18 protein-coding genes are annotated in these 22,014 nt (G+C 51.6%); 10 read left to right on the top strand and 8 right to left on the bottom strand.

All coding sequences use genetic code 11. The annotated features are described in order from the left end of the window. Positions 1–51 precede the first annotated feature (51 nt). The 4 genes from uxaC to NYE70_RS10100 form a co-directional block, all read right to left on the bottom strand. Entirely contained in the window at positions 52–1,449 is a 1,398-nt protein-coding gene (uxaC, locus tag NYE70_RS10115) for a glucuronate isomerase (protein ID WP_341045872.1), read from the bottom strand. Between the two features lie 425 nt (positions 1,450–1,874). Next, positions 1,875–3,362, bottom strand: coding sequence for a UxaA family hydrolase (locus tag NYE70_RS10110; protein ID WP_341045871.1), 1,488 nt, complete (start codon positions 3,360–3,362; stop codon positions 1,875–1,877). After that, positions 3,347–4,783 carry a tagaturonate reductase gene (locus NYE70_RS10105; protein WP_341045870.1) on the bottom strand — a complete coding sequence of 479 codons (1,437 nt, stop codon included), beginning with the start codon at positions 4,781–4,783 and terminating at the stop codon, positions 3,347–3,349. Before NYE70_RS10105 ends, NYE70_RS10110 begins: the two co-directional genes overlap by 16 nt. 117 nt (positions 4,784–4,900) lie before the next feature. Next, positions 4,901–5,896: a LacI family DNA-binding transcriptional regulator gene (locus NYE70_RS10100; protein WP_341045869.1), complete on the bottom strand. Its 996-nt coding sequence runs from the start codon at positions 5,894–5,896 to the stop codon at positions 4,901–4,903. Positions 5,897–6,066: 170 nt separating this feature from the next. Between NYE70_RS10100 and NYE70_RS10095 the strand changes: the two genes are divergently transcribed. Next, on the top strand, positions 6,067–8,319 hold the full coding sequence (locus NYE70_RS10095; RefSeq protein WP_341045868.1) for a helix-turn-helix domain-containing protein: 2,253 nt from the start codon (positions 6,067–6,069) through the stop codon (positions 8,317–8,319). A gap of 85 nt (positions 8,320–8,404) precedes the next feature. Here NYE70_RS10095 and NYE70_RS10090 read toward each other — a convergent pair whose 3' ends face one another. Further along, positions 8,405–9,289 (bottom strand): carbohydrate ABC transporter permease, encoded by an 885-nt coding sequence (locus NYE70_RS10090; protein ID WP_211020012.1) that lies wholly within the window; start codon positions 9,287–9,289, stop codon positions 8,405–8,407. 386 nt (positions 9,290–9,675) lie between these two features. On the opposite strand from NYE70_RS10090, the gene NYE70_RS10085 reads away from it, so the two are divergent. The 8 genes from NYE70_RS10085 (at position 9,676) to NYE70_RS10050 (ending at position 19,418) form a co-directional block, all read left to right on the top strand. After that, positions 9,676–10,533 (top strand): ABC transporter permease, encoded by an 858-nt coding sequence (locus tag NYE70_RS10085; RefSeq protein WP_373316832.1) that lies wholly within the window; start codon positions 9,676–9,678, stop codon positions 10,531–10,533. Positions 10,534–10,575: 42 nt separating this feature from the next. Further along, positions 10,576–12,117, top strand: a complete 1,542-nt coding sequence (locus NYE70_RS10080) for an extracellular solute-binding protein (protein ID WP_341045867.1) — start codon at positions 10,576–10,578, stop codon at positions 12,115–12,117. Positions 12,118–12,239: 122 nt separating this feature from the next. Further along, on the top strand, positions 12,240–13,352 hold the full coding sequence (locus NYE70_RS10075; protein ID WP_341045865.1) for a glycoside hydrolase family 88/105 protein: 1,113 nt from the start codon (positions 12,240–12,242) through the stop codon (positions 13,350–13,352). Positions 13,353–13,404: 52 nt separating this feature from the next. After that, positions 13,405–14,769, top strand: a complete 1,365-nt coding sequence (locus NYE70_RS10070; protein ID WP_341045864.1) for a glycoside hydrolase family 28 protein — start codon at positions 13,405–13,407, stop codon at positions 14,767–14,769. A gap of 9 nt (positions 14,770–14,778) precedes the next feature. Next, entirely contained in the window at positions 14,779–16,380 is a 1,602-nt protein-coding gene (locus NYE70_RS10065; protein WP_290405988.1) for a glycoside hydrolase family 43 protein, read from the top strand. A 31-nt stretch (positions 16,381–16,411) separates the two neighbouring features. Further along, on the top strand, positions 16,412–17,329 hold the full coding sequence (locus tag NYE70_RS10060) for a dienelactone hydrolase family protein (RefSeq protein WP_290405987.1): 918 nt from the start codon (positions 16,412–16,414) through the stop codon (positions 17,327–17,329). Positions 17,330–17,424: 95 nt separating this feature from the next. Next, positions 17,425–18,414 carry a pectinesterase family protein gene (locus tag NYE70_RS10055; protein WP_290406084.1) on the top strand — a complete coding sequence of 330 codons (990 nt, stop codon included), beginning with the start codon at positions 17,425–17,427 and terminating at the stop codon, positions 18,412–18,414. Positions 18,415–18,440: 26 nt separating this feature from the next. After that, complete coding sequence (locus tag NYE70_RS10050) at positions 18,441–19,418, top strand: sugar kinase (protein WP_290405986.1); 978 nt, start codon at positions 18,441–18,443, stop codon at positions 19,416–19,418. 24 nt (positions 19,419–19,442) lie between these two features. On the opposite strand, the gene NYE70_RS10045 is transcribed toward NYE70_RS10050, so the two are convergent. The 3 genes from NYE70_RS10045 to NYE70_RS10035 form a co-directional block, all read right to left on the bottom strand. Beyond that, positions 19,443–19,799, bottom strand: coding sequence for a hypothetical protein (locus NYE70_RS10045; RefSeq protein WP_290405985.1), 357 nt, complete (start codon positions 19,797–19,799; stop codon positions 19,443–19,445). A 1-nt stretch (position 19,800) separates the two neighbouring features. Next, positions 19,801–20,403 (bottom strand): ImmA/IrrE family metallo-endopeptidase, encoded by a 603-nt coding sequence (locus NYE70_RS10040; protein WP_211020004.1) that lies wholly within the window; start codon positions 20,401–20,403, stop codon positions 19,801–19,803. 131 nt (positions 20,404–20,534) lie between these two features. After that, entirely contained in the window at positions 20,535–20,891 is a 357-nt protein-coding gene (locus tag NYE70_RS10035) for a helix-turn-helix domain-containing protein (RefSeq protein WP_290405984.1), read from the bottom strand. A 297-nt stretch (positions 20,892–21,188) separates the two neighbouring features. Between NYE70_RS10035 and NYE70_RS10030 the strand changes: the two genes are divergently transcribed. Further along, a complete protein-coding gene (locus NYE70_RS10030) occupies positions 21,189–21,743 on the top strand; it encodes an ArpU family phage packaging/lysis transcriptional regulator (protein ID WP_341045863.1) in 555 nt (184 codons plus the stop codon). The last annotated feature ends 271 nt before the right edge of the window (positions 21,744–22,014 follow it).

Here is a 22,014-nt window from a genome sequence, read left to right as displayed (position 1 = left end):
TCAGCTTCTTCTTCGGAATCGTCTTACTCCTTGCCTGCATCATACCTTAGTTCATTTTATATCAAACCCGAAGTAGCCTGCGGCATTGTGGTATGCGATATCCTCAACTATGCCTCCGAGCAGGTCCTCGTTGTCAGGAGCTTCTCCGCGCTCGACCCATTCTCCGATCAGTTCGCATAATACCCGTCGGAAATACTCGTGTCGTGTGTAAGAGAGAAAGCTGCGTGAATCAGTGAGCATCCCCACAAAGCCGGCGAGCAGACTATGCTCGGCAAACAACGTTAATTGCTGGCGCATGCCGCTGCGGGTATCGTTATACCACCAGCCCGAGCCGAGCTGCAGTTTGCCCGGCGTTTCTTTCTGGTAACAGCCCATCAGGGTAAGCAGGGATGGATAATCCTTGGGATTCAAGGAGTACAGAATCGTCTTCGGCAGACCCGCTCCGCATTCGGCCCGGTCCAGCAGCTGTGAAAGAGGGGCGGTAATCGGGAGGTCATTCAAAGCGTCATACCCGGTATCCGGTCCCAGTTTATTGAACATCGGAGTATTGTTGTTTCTGTAGGCATGGAGATGCAATTGCATTGTCCAGTCTTTTTCGCGGTACATGCCGATGAGGGCGGTCAAAAGCTCGGTACGGTAAACCGTGATTTCCTCTTCTGTCAGCACTTCTCCGGTTGTTATTTTCCGGAAAATAGCCTCCAGCTCCGAGACATCGCCGGCCTTGTAACGCAAAATATCGAGCGCGTGGTCGGACAGGCGGCAGCCGTGATCATGGAAGTAATCGACTCTGGAGCGAAGTGCCTCTACCAGATCGTTATATGAAGCAATCGTCCGACCGGACGCCGATTCCAGGCGTTTCAGCCAATCCGGGAAACCGGGCGCGTCGATGTTTAGTGCCTTGTCGGGACGGAAGGTCGGCAGGACGGAGAAGCCCTGTTCTTCTTCTTTCAGCAACCGGTGATATTCCAGGGAATCCGCGGGATCGTCCGTCGTACATACTAGCTTTACGTTTGCGTTTTTGATGATGTTGCGCCGCTTGAACGGCTCACCCGCAAGCTTTTCGTTCACGGACTTCCAAATTTGCGGGGCCGACTGTTCATTCAGCAGTTCGTTGACGCCGAAGAAACGACGTAGTTCCAGATGCGTCCAACTGAATAGCGGATTTCCGATCGTCTTGGGGACCGTCCGGGCCCAAGCAAGGAATTTATCGTAGTCCGAAGCATCCCCGGTGATATGGGATTCCGGCACACCGTTCGCGCGCATCAGGCGCCATTTATAGTGATCTCCGTACAGCCAGGCTTCGGTGATATTTTTGAAAGGCTGGTTCTCGTAAATTTCCTTTGGATCGAGATGGCAGTGATAGTCGATGATCGGCATGTGGCTCGCATGTTTATGAAACAGGGTTCGGGCAGTCTCGGTGGAAAGCAAGAAGTCATCATTCAGAAACATGGGGTAGGCTCCTTTTTAAAGTTAATAAATTAATGACGTTTCGAACATTAGCTGTAAAACATACAGGTAATTTAGCACTTATTGAACCGAATGATTGAATAGCTGTAAAACATGCAGTTAATTTACTCCGAATGCATGAAGAATGGGAGATAGAGCCGAATTAACTGCAGATTTTACATCTAAAGTTTAGGAAATGAAGAATATCCTTAAATTAGCTGCAATATTTACAGCTAATTTGCTTTACTACTATGGGCCGGGCCCAAGGCGAGACTTTGGCTGAGATCAGGGCAAGGCCAGGCTTCGCGACGGGATCACCGGACCGTTCGGGCCCAGGCCTCCCCGGACGGGCTTCCCAATCCTGTATCAAGTCCAGCCACCAACTGGCCCAGCGCCCTGTCCGGTTCAGCCCCTGGCCCCGCCCGTGATCACAACGTCACGCCGGTTTTAAAGATCGCGAGCTCGCGCACTTCGTTTTGTTCGTTCCGCGTTTTTTGTCCGCTGGCGACGGCGATGATGTAATCGATAAATTGCTCAAGCACCTCGGACATGGGAGTTTCCAGCAGCGGTCCTGCGTTGAAGTCCATCCAATGCTTTTTGTTGTTGTATAACTCGTTGTTCGTCGCGACCTTGACGGTCGGAACGAAGCTGCCGAAAGGCGTTCCGCGCCCGGTCGTAAACAGGACGAGCTGGCAATCGGCGGCCGCCAAGGCCGAGGAAGCGACGAGGTCATTGCCCGGTGCTTGCAGCAGGCTGAGGCCTTTTTTGCGCAGCTTCTCCCCGTATTGCAGCACATCGACCACGGGAGCGGTTCCCGCCTTTTGGGTGCAGCCGAGCGATTTGTCCTCCAGCGTGCTGATGCCGCCCGCCTTGTTGCCCGGGGAAGGATTTTCGTAGACCGGCTCGCCGTACGACAGGAAGTACTGTTTGAAATTGTTGATCAGGGAGACGATGTCCTCATAAACCTCCCGGCTTTCCGCGCGGGCCATGAGCATTTTTTCGGCGCCGAACATTTCAGGCACTTCCGTCAAAATGGTAGTACCGCCCTGGGAGATGAGGAAATCGGAGAAGGCGCCCAGCAGCGGGTTGGCGGTAATGCCGGAGAATCCGTCGGAGCCGCCGCATTTGAGGCCAACATTGAGCTCGCTGATCGGCACGGGCTCGCGGCGGTCATCCTTCGCGGCCTCATAGATTTCCTCCAGCAGCGCGAGGCCTGCCTCGACTTCGTTGCCAACTTCCTGGGCCACCAGGAACTTGATGCGGCTCTCGTCATAGTCGCCCAGCATTTCGCGGAATTCGGCGACGATATTGTTCTCGCAGCCGAGTCCGAATACAAGTACCCCGCCCGCATTGGGGTGATTCACGGCATCCAGCAGGATACTGCGCGTCATCCGGTGGTCGTCGCCAAGCTGCGAGCAACCGTAAGGATGCTTAAGCACCGTGACGTTATCGAAGCTCCCGAGATCGGGATGGATGGCCTTAAACTCGGCGATCATCAGCTCGGCGACCCCGTTCACGCAGCCGACCGTTGGGACGATGAAGAGATCGTTCCGGATGCCTACCTTTCCGTTACTGCGGCGATACCCGTCAAAGGAGAGAGAGCGTTTGGGATAGGTTACGGGATGCAGCTCAGGCTGGTATTCGTAATTTTCTTCCCCGACCAAATTGGTCTTCAGATTATGGGTGTGCACATGCTCGCCCTTGGAAATAGAGGTTGTTGCATGCCCGATCGGATAACCGTACTTGGTGACGATGTCGCCCTCACCAAAATCGGTCAAGGCCATTTTATGGCCCTGCGGAATATCCTGGCGGGCGGTGTACGTCTGATCATCGAATATAATTTCTTCCCCGGCTTGGACCGGGCGCAGGGCGACGGCTACCGTATCCCTGGCATTCATTTTCATGAGTCGCTGCATTGAATTTCCCCTCCGATCGTTTGTTCCAGTGCGGTCCAGCAGTCTACGGAATCTAGCAGCCGCAATCCGTCCGCCAACGCTTCCTTCAATCCGGGAACGGATAATAAATTTTCTCCCCAAAGCGAGTTGTCCTGAAGAATGACCTCAACAAAAGACTGCGGATCCTTCCAGGCTTCATCAAAAACAGCCAACACCTCCGGGCTGTCCTGGCGTTGGAGGCGATCCCCCCGGTATCCGAGCAGCAGCCCGGCAAAAGCAATGGTGATCAGCTTCGGCAGTTCTCCGCGTTCCTTCCGGTAACGGAGCAGCACAGGCAGCAGGCGGGTCTTGAACTTGGAAACGCTGTTAAGGTAAATGGAGGTCAGTTCATGCCGGATAAACGGATTCCGGAACCGTTCCTGTACTGCTGCCGCATAGGACTGTAATTCCTCAAGAGGCAAATCCAGCATAGGAATGAGTTCATCCTCAATCAATTGACGTACAAATGCGGAGAAAACCCCGTCATTCATCACGTCTTCGACGGTTTCCAGACCGGCGAGAAGTCCAAGCGACACCATCGCGGTATGCGGCCCGTTGAGCAAATGGACCTTGCGTTCCCGGTAAGCCGTCATATCCTCCGTGACGACGACGTTCAAACCGGCCTCCGCGAGCGGCAGCTTTTCTTTCAGCCATGCCGGACCCTCGATCACCCAGAACAGGAAAGGTTCGGCGGTGACCATCAGGTTGTCCCGGTAGCCCAGTTCCTGCTCCAGTTCGCCTGCCTTGTCGCGCGGATAACCCGGCACGATCCGGTCGACCAGACTGCAGCAGAACGTATTTTCCGTCTCCAGCCACGCGGCAAACTCATCTCCCAGATTCCATTCCGACGCATAGCGCTGCACGATTTCGCGCAGCTTCTCGCCGTTGCGGTCAATCAGCTCGCATGGAATGATGACGAATCCTTTTTTGCCTAATTGAAAGCGCTTGTAAAGCAGGGCCGTCAATTTTCCGGGAAAGCTTTTTTGCGGCGTATCTTCCAGTCGGTCTCCGGGATGGTAGGCGATTCCGGCTTCCGTGGTATTCGAGGTGATGAATTCGAGTGCGTCATCCTCCGCCAAGGCAAGAAAATCTTGATAATTACTGTATGGATTAATAAGCCGGCTGACGCTGGTCATAATTTCCCGGTCGCTGACGGTCCGCCCGTCCAGGATGCCGTTCAACAGAACGGTATAGAGGTAGTCCTGCTCGGCCAGCATCCCGCCAAGTCCTTGCTCAAGCGGCTGAATCAGAACCGCGCTGCCCTGGAACAGCCCTTTGTTGTTCATCTGCTGCACTTGCCAATCCACAAAGGCACGCATAAAGTTTCCTTCCCCGAATTGAATCATCCGCTCGGGATAGGAGGGCAAAGCGGGAAACGAGTTTCTGGAAAGCGGTTGTGTCATGGTCATGTTTCGCTCCTTTTCATCATATAATCGCTTAATGCACACGTGAACATTTTTGTATAAAAAAAGAGATGAACTCTTTTTTTAACGAAATTAAGTGCCTCCCGGACATGCCGTTTAACAGCTTGCGACAGTCCGGCGAATCATGAACTTCGTTTGGACCAGGGATTGCTCGGGCCTGGTTTCCGGGTCCAGCATCAGCTCAATCAGCTTCTTGGTGCCGAGCTCGCTGATATCCGTAATCGGTCTGCGGACGGTGGTCAGCGCCGGGTTAGTATATTGGGCGAATACGATATCGTCGAATCCGATCAGGGATATTCCGTCCGGGACGGGAACTCCGGCTGCATAGCAGGCATTCATCGCACCGATCGCCATATCGTCGTTCGCACAGAATACCAGCGACGGAGGGGCGGGAAGGGTGAGTAAAGAGCTCATCATCCGGTAGCCGCTTTCGATGCTGTAATCCCCGGCGGCAAAATATTCCGGGTTCGGGAGAAGACTGTGAGCCAGCAAACTGTCCAGAAAGCCTTGCTTCCGCTCGGCGGACGACTTGAAGCCTGCTTTGCCTTCGATCATCGCCAGTTTGCTGTGGCCTTGGGCTATGGCGTAGTCGATCGCTTCCCGGACCCCGCCTCTGTCGTCGGCAACGACGTTCATGATCCCTTGATCCTCCAAATGGCGGTTAAGAACGACGAGCGGGATGCGGGTTCTTTTGACATGATAAATAAATTCGTTGTCCGCGTCGCTCTGGCTCATGACGAGAATGCCGTCAAAACGCCGCGGCGAGATGCTGTCCAAATGCTTGATACTGTCGATCCCATGCACCGTCAAGCTGTAGTTTTCGTCGAGCATATGATTGATTCCCTTGATGACGTCGACAAGAAAACTTGCCGAGGTTCCCTGATCAATACTGGAAAAAAACAGTCCGATAGTATACGATTTTTTCATGACCAGGCTTTTGGCGCTAAAATTGGGAATATAATTCAGCTCGGCGGCGATTTTTTCGATTCTTTCCCTGGTATCCTTCTTGATGAGGGGGTTTCCGTTTAGCGCACGGGAAACCGTCGTATGCGAAACACCAGCGACTTTTGCAATGTCTTTGATCGTGACCATGGAATCTCTTCTTCCGGGAAATGATATTGGTTTAACGATTTCATTTTAAGTCCAAATTTCCTTGGAAGTCAAGGGAATTATATAATGCACACGTGAAAATTATCATTGCCGCCGATCCCCTGTAAGCGCTATAATTGGAATTGATCACAACTGACAAAGGAGCAGCGCGGATGCACAAAGGAAGCATGTTCTACAAAATTTTCATTCCGATTCTTGTCCTAGGGATTGGCCTTGTGGCCAGCTTTGCCAGTTACATCTATTTTAGTACGGTAAGCTCCGTGAACGAACGGATTGCGGGCAGTAAGCAAAACTTTATATCGCAAACCAAAAATAATTTAGAACAGCAAATCCGAACCATCGAATATGCGTTTGACACATACAGTACAACTACCTCGTTTAGCGAGGTCGTAAAGAACCCGATCACGGAGCAGGACTTCATCGCTTACCGGAACGTCAACACCCAGCTTAATTACATCGCCACGCTGGGCATGGAGCGGACGAATTATGCATTGATCAGCCTGGAGCAGAGCTGGAAAATTTCGAACGGCAGGTTGTCGAAGCTGAACGAGGAACAAAGGGAAGAACTGATCCACACCTATGTGGAAAATAAAGACCAGAGCTTGTTTTGGACCAAAACGGAGACGGGGATCCGTTTCGTCAACACGCTGCCCGTCTTCTCCAAAAATAAACAAGCGATCGCCTTGTCCGACATTTCGTTGGAGTCGCTGGATCAAACGATTGGGACTGGAGACGACAGCGTCGTGTACATACTGAATCGGCAGGGCGAGTTAATGTATGAGAGCAGGCCGGAGAAATCCGTTCTCAACGACGGACAATTGAAAATGGCGGCGGACAGCATTACCGAAGAACCCGGACAAACCGGCGTTCTGTCCCTGCAGAAGGGAAGCGGCGAGTCTTCCCCCTTAAAAATAATCTATGCCAAGTCGGAATATAACAATTGGGTTTACTTGACCTTGCTGGATCAAAAAGAAATTTCCGGCGCCCTTAAGCTGGCCAGATTCGGGATTATCACGATGGGTACGGTACTGACATTGTTGATCGTCATCGTGGCTTACCTGTTCGCCCTTTACTTTACGAGACCGATCCGGCAAATCAAACGCAGTCTGTCCCTGGATGGCGAGACCGGCTCCAAAAACGAGATCGAATCGATCATTCATTCTATCGATACGATTTTGACGGAGAAAGAAAGCCTGGAGAACCTGATGGAAGCGGAGAAGCCGCAGCTCGAGACGCAGCTGATCATGAATCTGTTCCGTAACCGTGTTACCGCGGACGAATTGGCATCAAAGCTGCCTCGACTGGGATACCGGATGCCCGAAAATACGCTTTACGTCACGATGCTGATTCAATTGGACAATCTCGGCGAGCGGGAAGCTTCTGATAAGGACGTTTTACTGCTCGCGATCAACAGATTGGTGGAAGAACAGATCCCGCCGGAGCAGCGTATGCTTCCGATTATTTTGAACGATAAGTCCCAAGCTACCATCCTGATGTTCACGGGTAAGACGGAGCAGGAAATCCGTAAACAACTGTTTGAACAAGCTACGGCCTTAATGAAGAACGCCAGGGAATATTTGAAAGTGTCCATCAGCGTCGGAATCAGCAAAACGGTTGAAAGCTTGCTGGAGAGCAAAGAAGCCTGCGAGATGAGCAAACAGGCGCTGCACCACCGTCTCAATCTGGGCAAGGAATCGATCATCTTTTATGAAGACATTTCCGGGGTCGTGTCCGGGCCCGTGCTGCTGCATTACCCGGTCGAGCTGGAGTCCCAGCTCTTCGATGCCATACGTCTCGGCGATGAAGAACAGGTCAGCCGCACTTTGTATTTGCTGCTCGCCGAAATGATGAAGAAAAATAAATACTCGATGAATTTCGAGGTCGCCCTGGTCCGGTTCGTGAACAATCTGATCCAGCTGGAACAGCTTCTCGGCATCGAGGTGCTGCTTACGCAGGACAATCACGCCCTTTATCATGTGCTGCTGGACACCCGCAATCCCGAAGAAATCGAACGGATGCTGGTGGATGAAGTAATCTTCCCGATGGTCAGAAGCATGAAGGACAAAACGAACAAGCAGTTCCGTTGTCTGTCCGAAGAAATTGCCGTGATCGTCAGATCTGAATACGACCAGGAGTTGACATTGGAGCAGATCGCGGACCGGCTGCATTATAATCCGAACTATTTAAGTAATATTTTCAAAAAAGAATATGGGATTACCTTCAGCGACTACCTGATGAATTACAGGCTGGATATGGCCCAGAAGTGGCTGGTCGAAACAAGCATGACGATCAAAGAAATTGCAGAGCGGCTCCAGTACCACAAACCGCAAAACTTTATCCGTTCTTTCCGTAAAAGAGAGCACATCACGCCGGGAGAATACCGGAAAGCCAGGAAAGCCAATTAAGAAATAGAAAAGGAGCCTTTCCGCTTGGAGAAAGGCTTCTTTTGGGATGTCTACACAGCGACTCATTTCTATTCAAAACTTGTTATTATCCCTTCACCGATCCGAGCATGGCTCCCTTGACGAAATGGCGCTGAACGAAAGGATAAGCGGCTAGCATCGGTAAGGTAGCGATAACGATTACGGCCATCTTGATGGTTTGGGCCGGCGGAATGATATCCACGGAACTGTTATCTCCCTGCATCCCGCTGGAGACGATGACGATCTGCCGCAGCAGCACCTGAATCGGCCATTTGAGGGAGTCATTGATATACAAAATGGCACTCATGTAGGTGTTCCAGTACGCGACCCCGTAAAAGAGAGAAATGGTTGCAATCGACGGAAGGGACAGGGGAAGCATGATTTTGAAAAATACGCCGAAATCGGTACATCCGTCTATTTTAGCCGATTCTTCCAGGGCGTCGGGCAAGGATTGGAAGAAATTTCGCATAATGATCAGATTAAATGCGTTGATCGCGGTCGGGATAATCATGGACCAGTAGGAGTCGATGAGGTGGACGCCTTTCACTACCAGGAAAGTAGGGATCATTCCGCCGCTGAACAGCATCGAAAATACGACGATAAAGTTGATGGAGTTTCTGCCATAAAGATAACTTCGGGAAAGGCCGTACGCCATTAAGGCAGTCAACGCCATGCTCAGGAGAGTTCCTATCAGGGTAACCCCGACGGACACGCCCAATCCTTTAAAGATCGTAGGCGTCGAAAGAATGTATTTGTAGGCATCCAGAGAAAAGGTGGTCGGGAATAAGATGAAACGCTTTTCCACCATTTCCTGGGTCGAAGCAAAAGAGCTGGCGATGACATTCAAAAATGGCAAGAGACAAGCTAAAGCAATGAGAATCAGCAGGGTGCTGTTGACAACCGTAAAGATACGATTGCCGATGGACTGTTTTTTACGTAAAGTTTGAGCCACTTGTGTATCCTCCTCTTCGTCGATTAACAATACAAGCTAACCATGCGAGAAGGATTACGTATATAATCCCCATTTTAGGTCTTTTCCGGCCGGCGAAAAGCGTTGAACAAACGAGAATGCTCAACAGCTTAGTTCGTAATCACCAGGTTAGGCGAACAATCGGAAAATACTGCTGCAATCGGGTTTTGTAATCGCTGTCATCTAATGATTATATACGGAATGCCTCCTATCAAGTACGCTAATGGACGTAAAACGGAACATCCAAGGAGGTCGCACTAGTGAAAGCATCAAGTGTCGCATCGATGGACGTGAGAGTGGAGCCGGAACTTCAACGAAAGGCTTCCCCGATCCTCACCAGCTTAAAACGCAACAAGCTTCTATACCTCATGATTTTTCCCGGGCTTCTCTATTTCATTGTATTTAAGTACTTGCCGATGGGAGGATTGGTAATCGCCTTTCAGGATTATCAGCCTTACCTGGGGATTACGGGAAGCCCCTGGGTTGGGTTGAAGCATTTTGAACGATTGTTTACGGAGCCTACGTTCTTCATGCTATTGAGGAATACGTTGATCCTGTTTGCGATGAACATTGTGTTTTTCTTCCCGTTACCGATTATTTTGGCGCTGATGCTGAACGAGGTGCGGAACAAATGGTTCAAAAGCGCCGTGCAAACCATCATTTATATCCCGCACTTCATGTCCTGGGTCATTATCGTATCGATCACGTATGTGTTTCTGAATGTGGACGGCGGTGTCATTAATGAACTCCTTGCCGTACTCGGCTTCAACAAGATCAGCTTCCTGACCTCTCCGGAGTGGCTGCGGACGATGTATATCGGACAAATCATTTGGAAGGAGCTGGGGTGGTCGACGATCATTTATCTGGCCGCCATCACGGTCGTGGATACACAGCTCTACGAAGCGGCGGAAATGGACGGCGCGGGACGATGGAGAAAAACATGGCATATCACCTTGCCGGCAATTCGCCCCGTCATTATTACGCTGCTGATCCTGAAAATCGGAAGTACATTGGATCTTGGTTTCGAGCATATGTACCTGTTGCTGAATTCCTTGAACCGTGAAGTCGCGGAAATATTCGATACTTACATTTACACCGCCGGTTTGAAGAACGGTCAATTGAGTTTCAGTACGACCGTCGGATTGTTCAAGGGCGTGGTCGGGTTGATCCTGGTCATGGCTTCCAACAAGTTGGCGAAGAAATTTGGGGAAGACGGCGTGTATTAAACCGCACAACCAATAAAATTTTGAGAAAAAGGGGTAAGGAATATGAAATTCAAAATGAAGCAAGTGGGAGTTCTATTGCTCGCTAGTGTCTTCTTGTTGTCGGCTTGCGGCGGGGCGAAAAACAACGGCGCTGCTGACGCCAGTAATGCCAAAACGGGAGCCAACGGCGGAAACGCGGCGGTAGACAAACCGGTCAATATCACTTGGATGAATATTTTGCATACCGCTTCAACGCCGACGGGGAAGGTCCAATCTCTCATTGAAGAAAAGACGAACACGAAAATCAAGTTTTCCTGGGTTCCCGATGCATCAAAGGAAGAGCGGATCAATACTGCGCTCGCCTCTAATTCTTTGGCCGACATTGTCACTTTAACGATTCTGGACAATTCATCGGTTCGAAACGCTCTGAAATCGGGGATGTTCTGGGAGGTCGAGCCTTACCTGGACGAGTTCCCGAACTTGGCGACGATTTCCGAGGACAAGCGGCGGTCCGCTTCGATTGCCGGCAAGCTGTACGGGGTGCCTTTCCAAAAAGACGTGGCGCGCAACGGCGTCATTATCCGCAAAGACTGGCTAGATAAGCTGGGGCTTCCGGTACCTAAAACAACGGATGAACTGATGGAAGTAGCCAAAGCCTTTACCGAGCAGGATCCGGACGGAAACGGCGTAAAGGACACCGTCGGATTCATCGACCGGAATGATTTGATTTACGGGGCATTTAAAACGCTGGGCTCCTATTTCGGGACTCCTAACTATTGGCAACATAGCGAAGACGGAAAAATGACGCCTGAGTTTGAGACCGAAGGTTACGTCAAGGCGATGGATTTTATGAAGGCCACTTACGATAACGGCTATATTAACAAGGACTTTGCCGTTACGGCGAAGACGGATCAGCAGGAAGGGTTTGCCCAAGGTAAAGCGGGCATCTATGTCGGCGCCCTGTTTGACGGCAAGAACCTGCTGAATTTGGCCAAGGGTATTCAGGACGACATGGAATTGGTGCTCGTCAACAATATTACATCCACCGGCAATGAAAGCGACCGGGCCATCTGGGCCGGGAACAACGGAATCGGCGGGCTGCTGGCTTTTCCTAAATCGGAAGTTAAAGACGAAGCGGAGCTGAAACAAGTTCTGAAGTTCGTGAATGATTTGATGGACGACGATATTTATGCACTGATGACATACGGTATCGAGGGCGTTCATTACTCCATCGACGGGGATATGGCGGTCACCATTTTGGATAACGATCTGTGGAAACAGGAAGTACAGCCGTTCGCCTCTTCCCGCCCTAAGGAGCCGGGTTACAAAATCCATGATGCGGATCCGTTGAAGGTCGAAGCTACCAAACTGATCCTGGAAAACGAGGAGTTTGCGGTTCTGAATCCGGTTTATTCGCTGGAATCGGAAACTTACACAACGATGGGCTCGGAGCTTCAGAAGATCATTACAGACGCCACCTACAAGTACATTCTCGGATCCATCGATCTGAACGGTTTCAAGGCGGAGGTCGAGAAATGGAAAAAGTCCGGCGGCAGCAAAATTATTAGCGAGTACGAAGCTGCGTATAAAGAAGCCAATTCTTAAGTTCGCTTGTTAATTCATTTTATATAGTCAGATTGTTTAAGCTTGGACAATTTTTAAGGGGTCCTTTCCATGTATCTGTGGCAAGGACCGTCATTTTTTGACCGGGAGGATGTGCAGATCAGATGAGTTGGGCTACTAAAACAGCGGAATCCCTGATGGAGCGGATGCCGAAGATGCATGAGGGCAAAGGATATGCCGGCAAATGGTCATATGATTATGGTGTGGTGTTAAGAGGTTTTGCGCTGCTCTGGAGGCAGACGGGTGACCGGAAGTATTTTCAGTATATCCGGGACAACATGGATGACTTTATCGGAGAAGACGGTAGCGTAAGAGGATACCGTAAGGATGAATACAACATCGATCATATCAATAACGGAAAACTGTTGTTCATGCTGTATGAGGAAACCGGTCTGGAGAAATACCGGCAGGCGGCCGATCTGCTGAGATCGCAGCTGGCGAGTCATCCACGCACGTCGGAAGGAGCCTTTTGGCACAAGCAAATCTATCCTTATCAAATTTGGCTGGACGGACTTTATATGGGATCGCCGTTCTATCTGGAATACCTGCTGACTTTTGAAGAGGGAAAAGGACTGGACGATGTAACGAAGCAATTTATCCTGTGCGAAAAACATACGAAGGACCCTGAAACCGGGCTGTTATATCATGCCTGGGATGAAAAAAAGATTCAACCCTGGTGTGACCCCGCCACCGGATTGTCTCCGAATTTCTGGGGCCGCTCCCTGGGGTGGTATGTGATGGCTTTGGCGGATGTGCTGGAGCTGCTGCCCAAGGAGCACGGTGATTACACTGAGCTTGTCCGGATATTCAGGGATGTGCTGACGGCTTTGAGAAAATATCAGGACGAGGCCAGCGGCGTATGGTATCAGGTTGTAGATATGGGCGGACGCAAAGGCAACTATTTGGAGGCTTCGGCTTCCAGTATGATCGTGTTTGCCATTGCCAAGGGAATCCGGCTAGGGATTCTGGAAGGGGACGGCTGGCGGGAGACATTGGATTCGGCATTTCAGGGCTTGATCGTTGAATTCGTATTGGAAACGAAAGAGGGCTGGGTCAATCTGAACAAAAACTGCATGGTGGCAGGCTTAGGCGGAGAGGACCGCCGGGACGGCACCTATGCGTATTACATCAGCGAGCCTATCATTACGAACGATTTAAAAGGAGTCGGGGCGTTCCTGCAGGCGTGCGCCGAGGTTGAAGGGTTGCTGGCTCAATAAATGCCGAAATGCCGCTTGGACATAAAAGTCGTTGCAAACAGGAGGAAGAAGCATGCGAGTATATGACATTACCGATTACGGAGCGGTTGGCGACGGGCAAACCTTGTCAACAGCGGCTATTCAATCCGCAATCGATGCCGCCGGAGCCGCAGGTGGAGGAACTGTATTCGTTCCGGCGGGTACGTATGTGACGGGCGCGATCTTTATGAAAAGCTATATCGAGCTGAATCTGAGTCCCGGTGCCGTGCTGTCCTTCAGCACGAATCCCGAGCACTATCCGGTCGTAACCTCCCGCTGGGAGGGCGTGCTGCAGCAGGTGCATGCGTCATGTGTTTTCGGCCAGGATCTGGAGAATATCGCGATTACGGGAAGCGGCAAGCTCGACGGAAACGGCCAGCCATGGTGGGACAAGAAGCGGAACACGCCGGAGGAGCTGGAATATCCCCGGCCGAAGCTGATCAGCTTTGACGGCTGCCGCAGGGTGACGTTGAGAGATTTGAACCTGGTCAATTCGCCGAGCTGGACCGTGAACCCGATCCGATGCCATGACGTTACGATCGACAATTTATCCATTTGGAACCCTGCCGATTCGCCGAATACGGACGGTATCGATCCGGAATCATGCCGGAACGTGCGGATCAGCAACTGCCATATCGATGTGGGCGACGACTGCATCGCGATCAAGGCGGGCACCGAGGATACTGCGGAGCGGATCTCCTGCGAAAACATTACGATCGCGAATTGCACGATGGTTCATGGACACGGCGGCGTGGTACTGGGCAGCGAGATGAGCGGAGATATCCGTAACGTTACGATCACGGGCTGCGTATTTCAGCATACCGACCGCGGCATTCGCCTGAAATCCCGCCGCGGACGCGGGGGAATCGTGGAGGATATCCGCATCAGCAATATCGTCATGGATGATGTCCTGTGCCCCTTTATTCTGAATCTTTATTATTTCTGCGGGCCGCGCGGCAAAGACAAATACGTCTGGGACAAAAATCCTTATCCCGTGACGGAGGAGACGCCTCGCTTCCGGCGCATCCACTTTGCGAATATTACCGCACGCCGGGTGCATGCGGCTGCGGGATTCCTATACGGTCTTGCCGAGCAATACATTTCCGAAATTACGTTCGACCATATCGATATTTCCATGGCGGAGAATGCAATTCCGGGAGTCCCGGCCATGATGACGGGCATCCGCGAAATGAACAATCGAGGCTTCTTCCTCGGTAACGTAAGGGATATCCGCTTCCACCATGTCACGATCGAAAAACATGAGGGACCGGCAATTCATGTGGAGAATGGAGAGCGGGTCGTCGTGGAACATTGCGAGTCCAGAAATACGAAGCAGGAAGAAATGCTGTTGGAGCAGGTTACTGTTCCGCCGAGTAATCCGGGCGAGGAAGAGGCTTAGAGGAGGCTGATGATGGTGAATGGCGAAGGAAACAAGGCAGGCTTTATTCAAAATCCAATTCTGCCGGGCTTTAACCCGGATCCTTGTATTGTACGAGTGGAAGAGGTTTATTATATCGCGGTTTCTTCATTCGAATGGCTCCCCGGCGTCCGGATTTATGAGTCGAGCAATCTCGCCGATTGGGAACACTGCAGTGATCCGCTAACCCATCAAGTGGATTTGAGGGGTAACCCGAAAAACTGCAGCATTTGGGCTCCACAGCTTAGTTATCATGACGGTTTATTTTATCTGATGTACACCGATGTGAAAAGCACGAAGCGTCCTTTTAAGGATTGCCATAATTACTTGATAACGGCTCCGTCGATCCATGGCCCTTGGTCGGAGCCGGTATATTTGAACAGCAGCGGATTCGATCCGTCCTTGTATCACGACGAAGATGGCCGTAAATGGCTGCTCAATTGCCTGTGGGATTACCGGATCACCGAAGGCAACAAATCGAGCGGAATCGTGATCCAGGAGTATGATTCCTTGCAAGGCAAGTTGATTGGTGAACCCAAAAAACTGTTTGATTGTACACCGCTGAAAAAAACGGAAGCGCCTCATATCTACAAGCGAAACGGCTACTATTATCTCATTACGGCCGAAGGAGGAACCGGCTCCGGGCACGCCGTTACGGTGGCTCGCTCCAAGGAACTGCTCGGCCCATATGAAGTGGATCCGCAGAATCCGATGCTGACTTCGCGAAATCATCCTGAATTGGAGCTTCAATGCGCCGGGCATGGCAGTTTAATAGAGACGCCACAGGGCGAATGGTATATGGCGCATTTGTGCACGCGTCCGGTAGAAGGCGAATATGCCATCTTGGGAAGGGAAACCGCTCTGCAGCAGGTGTACTGGGACGAACAGGGCTGGCTCCGCTTAACTGCGGGAGGTAACGCCCCGCAGCTTCGGGTGCCGCTGCCAAAAGGACTCAATTTCACACCGAAAGTGACGGTGACGGATTTTGAAGATGATTTTACGGGTCCCGGCTTGAAAAAGAACTGGAATACGCTTCGAATTCTGGCGGATGAAAGCTGGTGTTCGCTGTCGGCCAGAGCGGGTTACCTGAGGATTCAAGCGGGAGAATCGCTACAAAGCTTGTTTAATCACCATATCCTGGCGATACGTCAAACGGACAAGTCGTTTCGTGCGGAGACGAAGGTGGAATTTGATCCGGTTTCCTATTTGCAAATGGCCGGGCTGATGCTCTATTTGAACGAGGATAATTATTGGTATGCCTACGTCAGCCATGAAGAGGGAAGAGGCAAGGTACTAAGGCTTATGCGCTGCGAAAGGGATGAATTTGAGCTCGAGCCTGTCGTGATGGAATGGAGCGGCGACGGAGCGGTCCAACTGGCCGTTGACGTTACCGGTGCAAAGGGACAATTCTATTACCGGGCGGACGATCAGGACGAATGGCATGCTTGGGGAGACGCCCGGCATATAGGTTTTCTCTCGGGCGGATTTACCGGCAACTTCATCGGCATCGCAGCCCATGACATGAACATGTTCGGCGGAATCTATGCCGACTTTGACTATTTCCGGTATCAAGGCAGAGATAGACAAAGTTAAGTTATAGGAGATGAAAGGAGGGAGCCGCCGCATGAAGTGGGGTCCGCAAGAGGCACGGAAGAAATTGCTCGAATTGCTGGGGGATTTGCCGCCGGAAGAGCCGATAACGGCTCAAGTCCTGAAGGTCGAGGAGCGGGACGGGTATGTGCTTGAAACGCTGCAGCTGGAATTGAACGGAATGGAGCCGGTGCCGGGTTACGTGGCCAAACCCCTGGAAGGCAGCGGGCCGTTTCCGCTTGTGATCTTTAATCATTCCCATGGCGGAAATTACGGGAACGGCCGCAAAGAGATGATTGTGAGCAGCCCCTATCTGCAGGAGCCTTCGTTTGCTAAGGTGCTCACCGACTTGGGCTGCGCGGTCTGCTGCATCGATATGTGGGCCTTCAATGAGCGCGGCGGTAAGACCGAAAGCGAGTTGGTCAAGGAGATGCTGTGGAACGGCCGGGTCATGTGGGGCATGATGCTGTACGACAATCGCCGTTTGCTCGATTATATGTGCAGCAGGCGGGATATCGACAGCTCCCGGGTCGCCACGATCGGTATGTCCATGGGCGGCCTGATGGCGTGGTGGTTGGCTGCGGTCGATGAACGGATCAAGGTGACGATCGACATCTGCGGGCAGGTGGAGGCGGGAACCCTGATTGCCAAAAGAGGGCTGGACCACCATGGCTTCTACTCCTATGTACCAGGCTTGTTGAAGCATTTTTCGACTTTGGATATTCAAAGGCTGATCGTGCCGCGGCCCAGGATGAGCCTGGTCGGGCGGAACGACCGGCTTTGTCCGGTTGAAGGTGTGGAGCTGCTCGCTTCCGGGCTCCATGAGGCCTATAATGATGCCGGGAAGTCGGAGTATTGGCAGCCCGTTCTCGGCGGTGGCGGCCATATGGAGACCGCGGCGATGCGCGCGGCCTGGGTTCCGTTTCTGACGAAGCATTTACTGGAGAGATAAGATCGGATGCGACCGATTGAGCTTGGCTGGCGTATCATTGCACCATAGATTTGTTTTAGTTAAGTGGAAACTGGAGGTTTCATGGAGATATGAAGTTGCTTGTGGGAAAGGAACCATTTTGTGATTTCGCATACATTCAGGAGGCGGTTGATTTTCTGGAACGTAAACCGTCTGAAGTTTCCGCGCAGATTCATATTTTACCGGGCGTCTATGAAGAATCGGTAAAGATCTATCGCTCGAATCTGGCCCTGATCGGCATTGGACAAGTCGAGATCGTTATGAACCGTTATGCCCGGGAGCGGGATGAGCGCGGGGAAGAGATCGGCACGTTCGCTACGCCGACCTTATTTTTGGGAGGCAGCCGCCTGCTTCTTGAAAATCTGGTCATCGCTAATACGGCAGGACAAGGGGATGACATCGGGCAGGCGCTGGCCGTATATGCCCATTGTGATTATACCGTGTTCAGCAACTGCATCCTGAAAGGCCATCAGGATACGTTATTCACCGGGCCGCTGCCTCCGTCTCCGAAAGATCGGCCGGAGTTTGGCGGCATCGTGTTAAGGGAGCGGCATGCCAATTGCCGACAAATATACCGCCGTTGCCTGATCGAGGGCACGGTGGATTTTATATTTGGCGGGGCTACGGCGTATTTTGAGCATTGCGAAATCCGGAGTCTGCGCCATGCGAAAGAGGGCGGCTCGGGATATATTACAGCGGCCTCCACATTAAAGGAACAGCGCTATGGATTGATTTTTCGGGAATGTTACTTGACTGCGGCCCAGGATGTGCCGGAAGGCTCGGTTTATCTGGGGCGTCCATGGCGGCCTCATGCCAAAACCGTATTCGTAAACTGCAGGGCGGGCAGCCACATTCACCCGGAGGGCTGGGATAACTGGAATGACCCGGCCAATGAGACGACGGTCGGCTATGGCGAATATGACACCTCAAAGGCCGATGCATTGCGTCCGCAAAGGGTAAAGTGGGCGGAATGTTCTGACGCCGGCGGATCCTTCTGGAGTAAAGAGCGGGTGTTTGTCGGCTGTGAGGGCGAACGGAAATGGTGGTTACAAGACGAGTACCTTTAGAAAAATAGTTAAAGGAGCGAATGGACATGAAACATGCCATGACAGTGGAAGCAGCTGTGGCGCCTGATGTGATTACGTTCGGAGAATCGATGGGACTGTTGATTTCGGACGATCGACGGGGCCTGGATTACGGCTCCGAACTGAATTTGTCCTTCGGCGGAGCGGAAAGCAATGTCGCCATCGGCCTGGCAAGGCTGGGCTGCCGGTCCGGCTGGTTTGGCCGGCTGGGAAACGACCCGCTGGGCCGCCGTATTTACAAGGCGATCCGCGGTGAAGGAGTCGACGTGTCTCGTGCAGGCCTTGCCGAGGATTCTCCAACCGGATTGATGCTGCGGGAGAAGGCCTTCGGCAACAATTCGGTATACTATTACCGCCGTCACTCCGCCGCGAGCATGATGTCGCCGGAGGATCTCGATGAAGCTTACATCGCCTCCGCCAAAATTTTGCACGTGACCGGCATCACCGCGGCTCTCAGCGACACGAGCCGGGAAACGATCTTCCGGGCGGTGGAACTGGCCAAGAAGCATGGAACTAAAATAAGCTTCGACCCCAATCTGCGGCTGAAGCTGTGGAGCCCGGATGAGGCCAGAGACACTTTGCTCGCGCTCGCCGGGCAGGCGGATTACTTCTTGCCGGGCCTGGACGAACTTCGGCTGCTTTATAGCAAAGAACATCTTGAAGAGCTGGTTCCCGAGTTGAATAAGCTACCGGGTGTAAAAATCATCAAAGGCGGCGACCGTGAGACTTACATATTGCAGAATGGAGAGTTGTCGAGCGTCCCGTATTTTCCGGTGGAGCAGGTCGTCGATTCGGTCGGAGCGGGCGACGGATTCTGCGCTGGCTTTCTGGCGGGGCTGCAACAGGGAAATGATCTCAGAGACGCGGTGCGGCTCGGCAATCTGATCGGCTCCATGGTTATCCAGGCTCCCGGCGACTGGGAAGGCCTGCCGACCCGGGAAGCGGTGCAGAGCATTTTGAGCGGCCGGGTGCATGTAGAGCGTTAACAGGTTTCTTTGTGACCCGAAATCTTATTCAATCCACCCGTCCTCCATCAATCGGTCTCCCCATTTATACTCCAGCACTTCCTCCGCATCGCTGATTTGGATCACCAGCAATGTGATGTCGGCTCCGGGGTGCCGGAGGGCGAGGTTGGGCAGCACGACCCCAAGTTCCTCATTCCCCCCGCGTTTCAGGACAAGATCCTCCAGCAGCACGGATGCGCCGATCTTGTCATCGAACTGCTCGGGCTCGAACCGCTCAAACGGACCCGATAGCGGCAGATACAAAATCTCCGTCCAGTCCAGCTCACCGGGCTGAGTAAGGATCACTAGCTGCAAAGGGCGTATCCCGTCGAGGACGAAGTCGCAGTATAAAGCCAAACGCACTCTATCTTCCTCGCTTTCCGCTGCCGCTTAACTGCTTCTCCAGTTGGGCCAATACTCGTCTGGTTTCCCCGGACCAGCCGCTCACTTGCTGGTGCTGGCGGTCCGCTTCCTTGGCGGCGGCCATCAGGCTTCCGTGCAATACCCGCCGCTGGATCTGATCCAGCCTGTGTTCGGCCAGTTCGTACGGAACGCGGAAGGTTTCGGCGAGAAATGGAATCGCCTCGCAATGCTGATCGGGAACAGGCAGCTTCGCAAACATGTAAAAAGGAATCGCCGCGTACAGCACGAACTGTTCCGCTTCGGTTTCCTGCGCATTTTTGAATAGGACGGGCATCCTCCTCTGGTCCCCTGCATGTCTCAGTACATGGCATAATTCATGGAAAAAGATCACTCTCGCCGTCACATCATCCGCATATTTATTGAGAAAAATCACCTGCTCCTCGTTATCGGAAAAAGAGGGGCATTCCTCGTAAACGAGCTCCACGCCAAATGCCTGGGCGATATGCTCGATATCATGCTCGGCCGTGCTCGCAATCCCATGTTGTAAATATTTGCCGCTGATCCACTGCTCCAACTCGGTTTCCCTGTAGTAGGAGAATAACATAAAATCACCCCAAAAGAGAATGTATGTTCGGTATGTATCGGAAAAGAAGGGCCCTCTGGGAAGGGCCTGTTTCGTCATCTCATTCATTGTTTTGCCTTAGAGTTATATTCGACGTTCAAGTTGTAATTCCTTTAATTTTTTTCTTTTTCGCCATCTAGCAATTTTTTCTTTTGCTCGCGGTAAGCTTTCAAGGCAGCTTCCATCATCGCAATTTCGTCCGCCGTATAAGCTTCGGGCCCACCGTAAAAAGACATGCTCATCCCTTTATCATAGGAAGGAGACGGGTCTTCGTTGCGTCCGAGCAAATAATCGGCATTCGTGTCCAAAGCATCAACGATGCTTCGCAGCGATTCCGGGTCGGGTTTGCGATCATTCGTCTCGTACCGGGACAACTGAGCGACGGTCAACCCGGCCAAAGCCGCGAGATCTTTTTGCGTCAGAGACTTATTTTCCCGAAGGATTTTGATTCGATCCCCAAGACTTTGCATAGAAACTCCTCTTTTTCCGTTTCGGATAGTATAACATTGAGTTACCGTTCTGGTAAATAGATGCTACTGGAATTTAGAACTGGAAATGAATTGACATTACCAAATTGGTAATATATAATGAGAATAAACTTACCGAATTGGTAATTACGGATATTATATCAAGTGAATTGAATGAAATCAAACTCTTTGGTCAGAATTTTGTTTGGTTAAAGAAGAATGTGTATGAAAGGTTGAAACAACTGAATTACCAAAATGGTAACATTATAAACAGAAATTATCATACTGGGAGGGATCGCCGTGGGAAGAAAACGCAGTAACATCTTTTTGACCGTATTTGAGACAATGCCGATTGATTATGCAGCCTCGCGGGCAGCGGTGGAAAAACGGCTGGAGGAGGTGCGTCAATACCGGCAGGTCGGTTTTATCCGCCAAGAAGCCGGTATGACCGTCAATTACGAGCCGAGGTATCATGGCACAACGAACTTGGTCAGCAAACCTGCGGAACAAACGGCGATCCGGAATGTGGACCGGGAGGCGGAGCTTCTCCGCAAATCCGAACTGTTGGACAAGGCTATGAGCGGCCTTACAAAAATTCAGCGTGAAGTCATCGAAAGAAGTTACCTGGATGATGAAGGGGAGTACGATTTTATCAGCTGCGGGGAAATGGGAATCAGCGATCGTACTTACCGCCGCATCAAAGCCGATGCGATCCGGATTTTGGCGGTAGCCATGAAGCTGGAAGTATATGAAGTGCCCGAACGGTTGGAGGATAAGGTTGAAGACAAATTGGAGGAAGGCCCGCGGAACTTTGGGAATCGAGAAAGGTTTGAGGGACTGTGCAAAGCCAAATAAAATGTAGAGAGCTTAATGAACCGGCTGAAAGCCGGTTTTTTTATGTCCCGGGCAATAAAACGCATCTAAGTTCTGGCCTTACATCGAAACGGCTCTGGAAATGACGAACCAGAATAGAAAGAATCCGATCATAAACAATACTGCAAATCCCAGTAGACTAAAAATCACGACTTTTTCCAGTTTGCTGAATGATTTCATGATGGCATCTTCCTTTGATTGCAGAGTTGGACGGCATTCCCCTCATTTGGGAACTAATACCTTTCCTTTATAT

The organism is Paenibacillus sp. FSL R5-0407, assembly GCF_038009185.1.
GTDB classification, from domain to species: Bacteria; Bacillota; Bacilli; order Paenibacillales; family Paenibacillaceae; genus Fontibacillus; species Fontibacillus vini.
This window is presented reverse-complemented; position numbering and strand designations above follow the sequence as displayed.

Coding starts and splice junctions, on each gene's coding strand:
- uxaC (WP_341045872.1), bottom strand. CDS start 1,449: ATGTTTCTGAATGATGACTTCTTGCTTTCCACCGAGACTGCCCGAACC.
- NYE70_RS10110 (WP_341045871.1), bottom strand. CDS start 3,362: ATGCAGCGACTCATGAAAATGAATGCCAGGGATACGGTAGCCGTCGCC.
- NYE70_RS10105 (WP_341045870.1), bottom strand. CDS start 4,783: ATGACACAACCGCTTTCCAGAAACTCGTTTCCCGCTTTGCCCTCCTAT.
- NYE70_RS10100 (WP_341045869.1), bottom strand. CDS start 5,896: ATGGTCACGATCAAAGACATTGCAAAAGTCGCTGGTGTTTCGCATACG.
- NYE70_RS10095 (WP_341045868.1), top strand. CDS start 6,067: ATGCACAAAGGAAGCATGTTCTACAAAATTTTCATTCCGATTCTTGTC.
- NYE70_RS10085 (WP_373316832.1), top strand. CDS start 9,676: ATGATTTTTCCCGGGCTTCTCTATTTCATTGTATTTAAGTACTTGCCG.
- NYE70_RS10080 (WP_341045867.1), top strand. CDS start 10,576: ATGAAATTCAAAATGAAGCAAGTGGGAGTTCTATTGCTCGCTAGTGTC.
- NYE70_RS10075 (WP_341045865.1), top strand. CDS start 12,240: ATGAGTTGGGCTACTAAAACAGCGGAATCCCTGATGGAGCGGATGCCG.
- NYE70_RS10070 (WP_341045864.1), top strand. CDS start 13,405: ATGCGAGTATATGACATTACCGATTACGGAGCGGTTGGCGACGGGCAA.
- NYE70_RS10065 (WP_290405988.1), top strand. CDS start 14,779: ATGATGGTGAATGGCGAAGGAAACAAGGCAGGCTTTATTCAAAATCCA.
- NYE70_RS10060 (WP_290405987.1), top strand. CDS start 16,412: ATGAAGTGGGGTCCGCAAGAGGCACGGAAGAAATTGCTCGAATTGCTG.
- NYE70_RS10050 (WP_290405986.1), top strand. CDS start 18,441: ATGAAACATGCCATGACAGTGGAAGCAGCTGTGGCGCCTGATGTGATT.
- NYE70_RS10040 (WP_211020004.1), bottom strand. CDS start 20,403: ATGTTATTCTCCTACTACAGGGAAACCGAGTTGGAGCAGTGGATCAGC.
- NYE70_RS10035 (WP_290405984.1), bottom strand. CDS start 20,891: ATGCAAAGTCTTGGGGATCGAATCAAAATCCTTCGGGAAAATAAGTCT.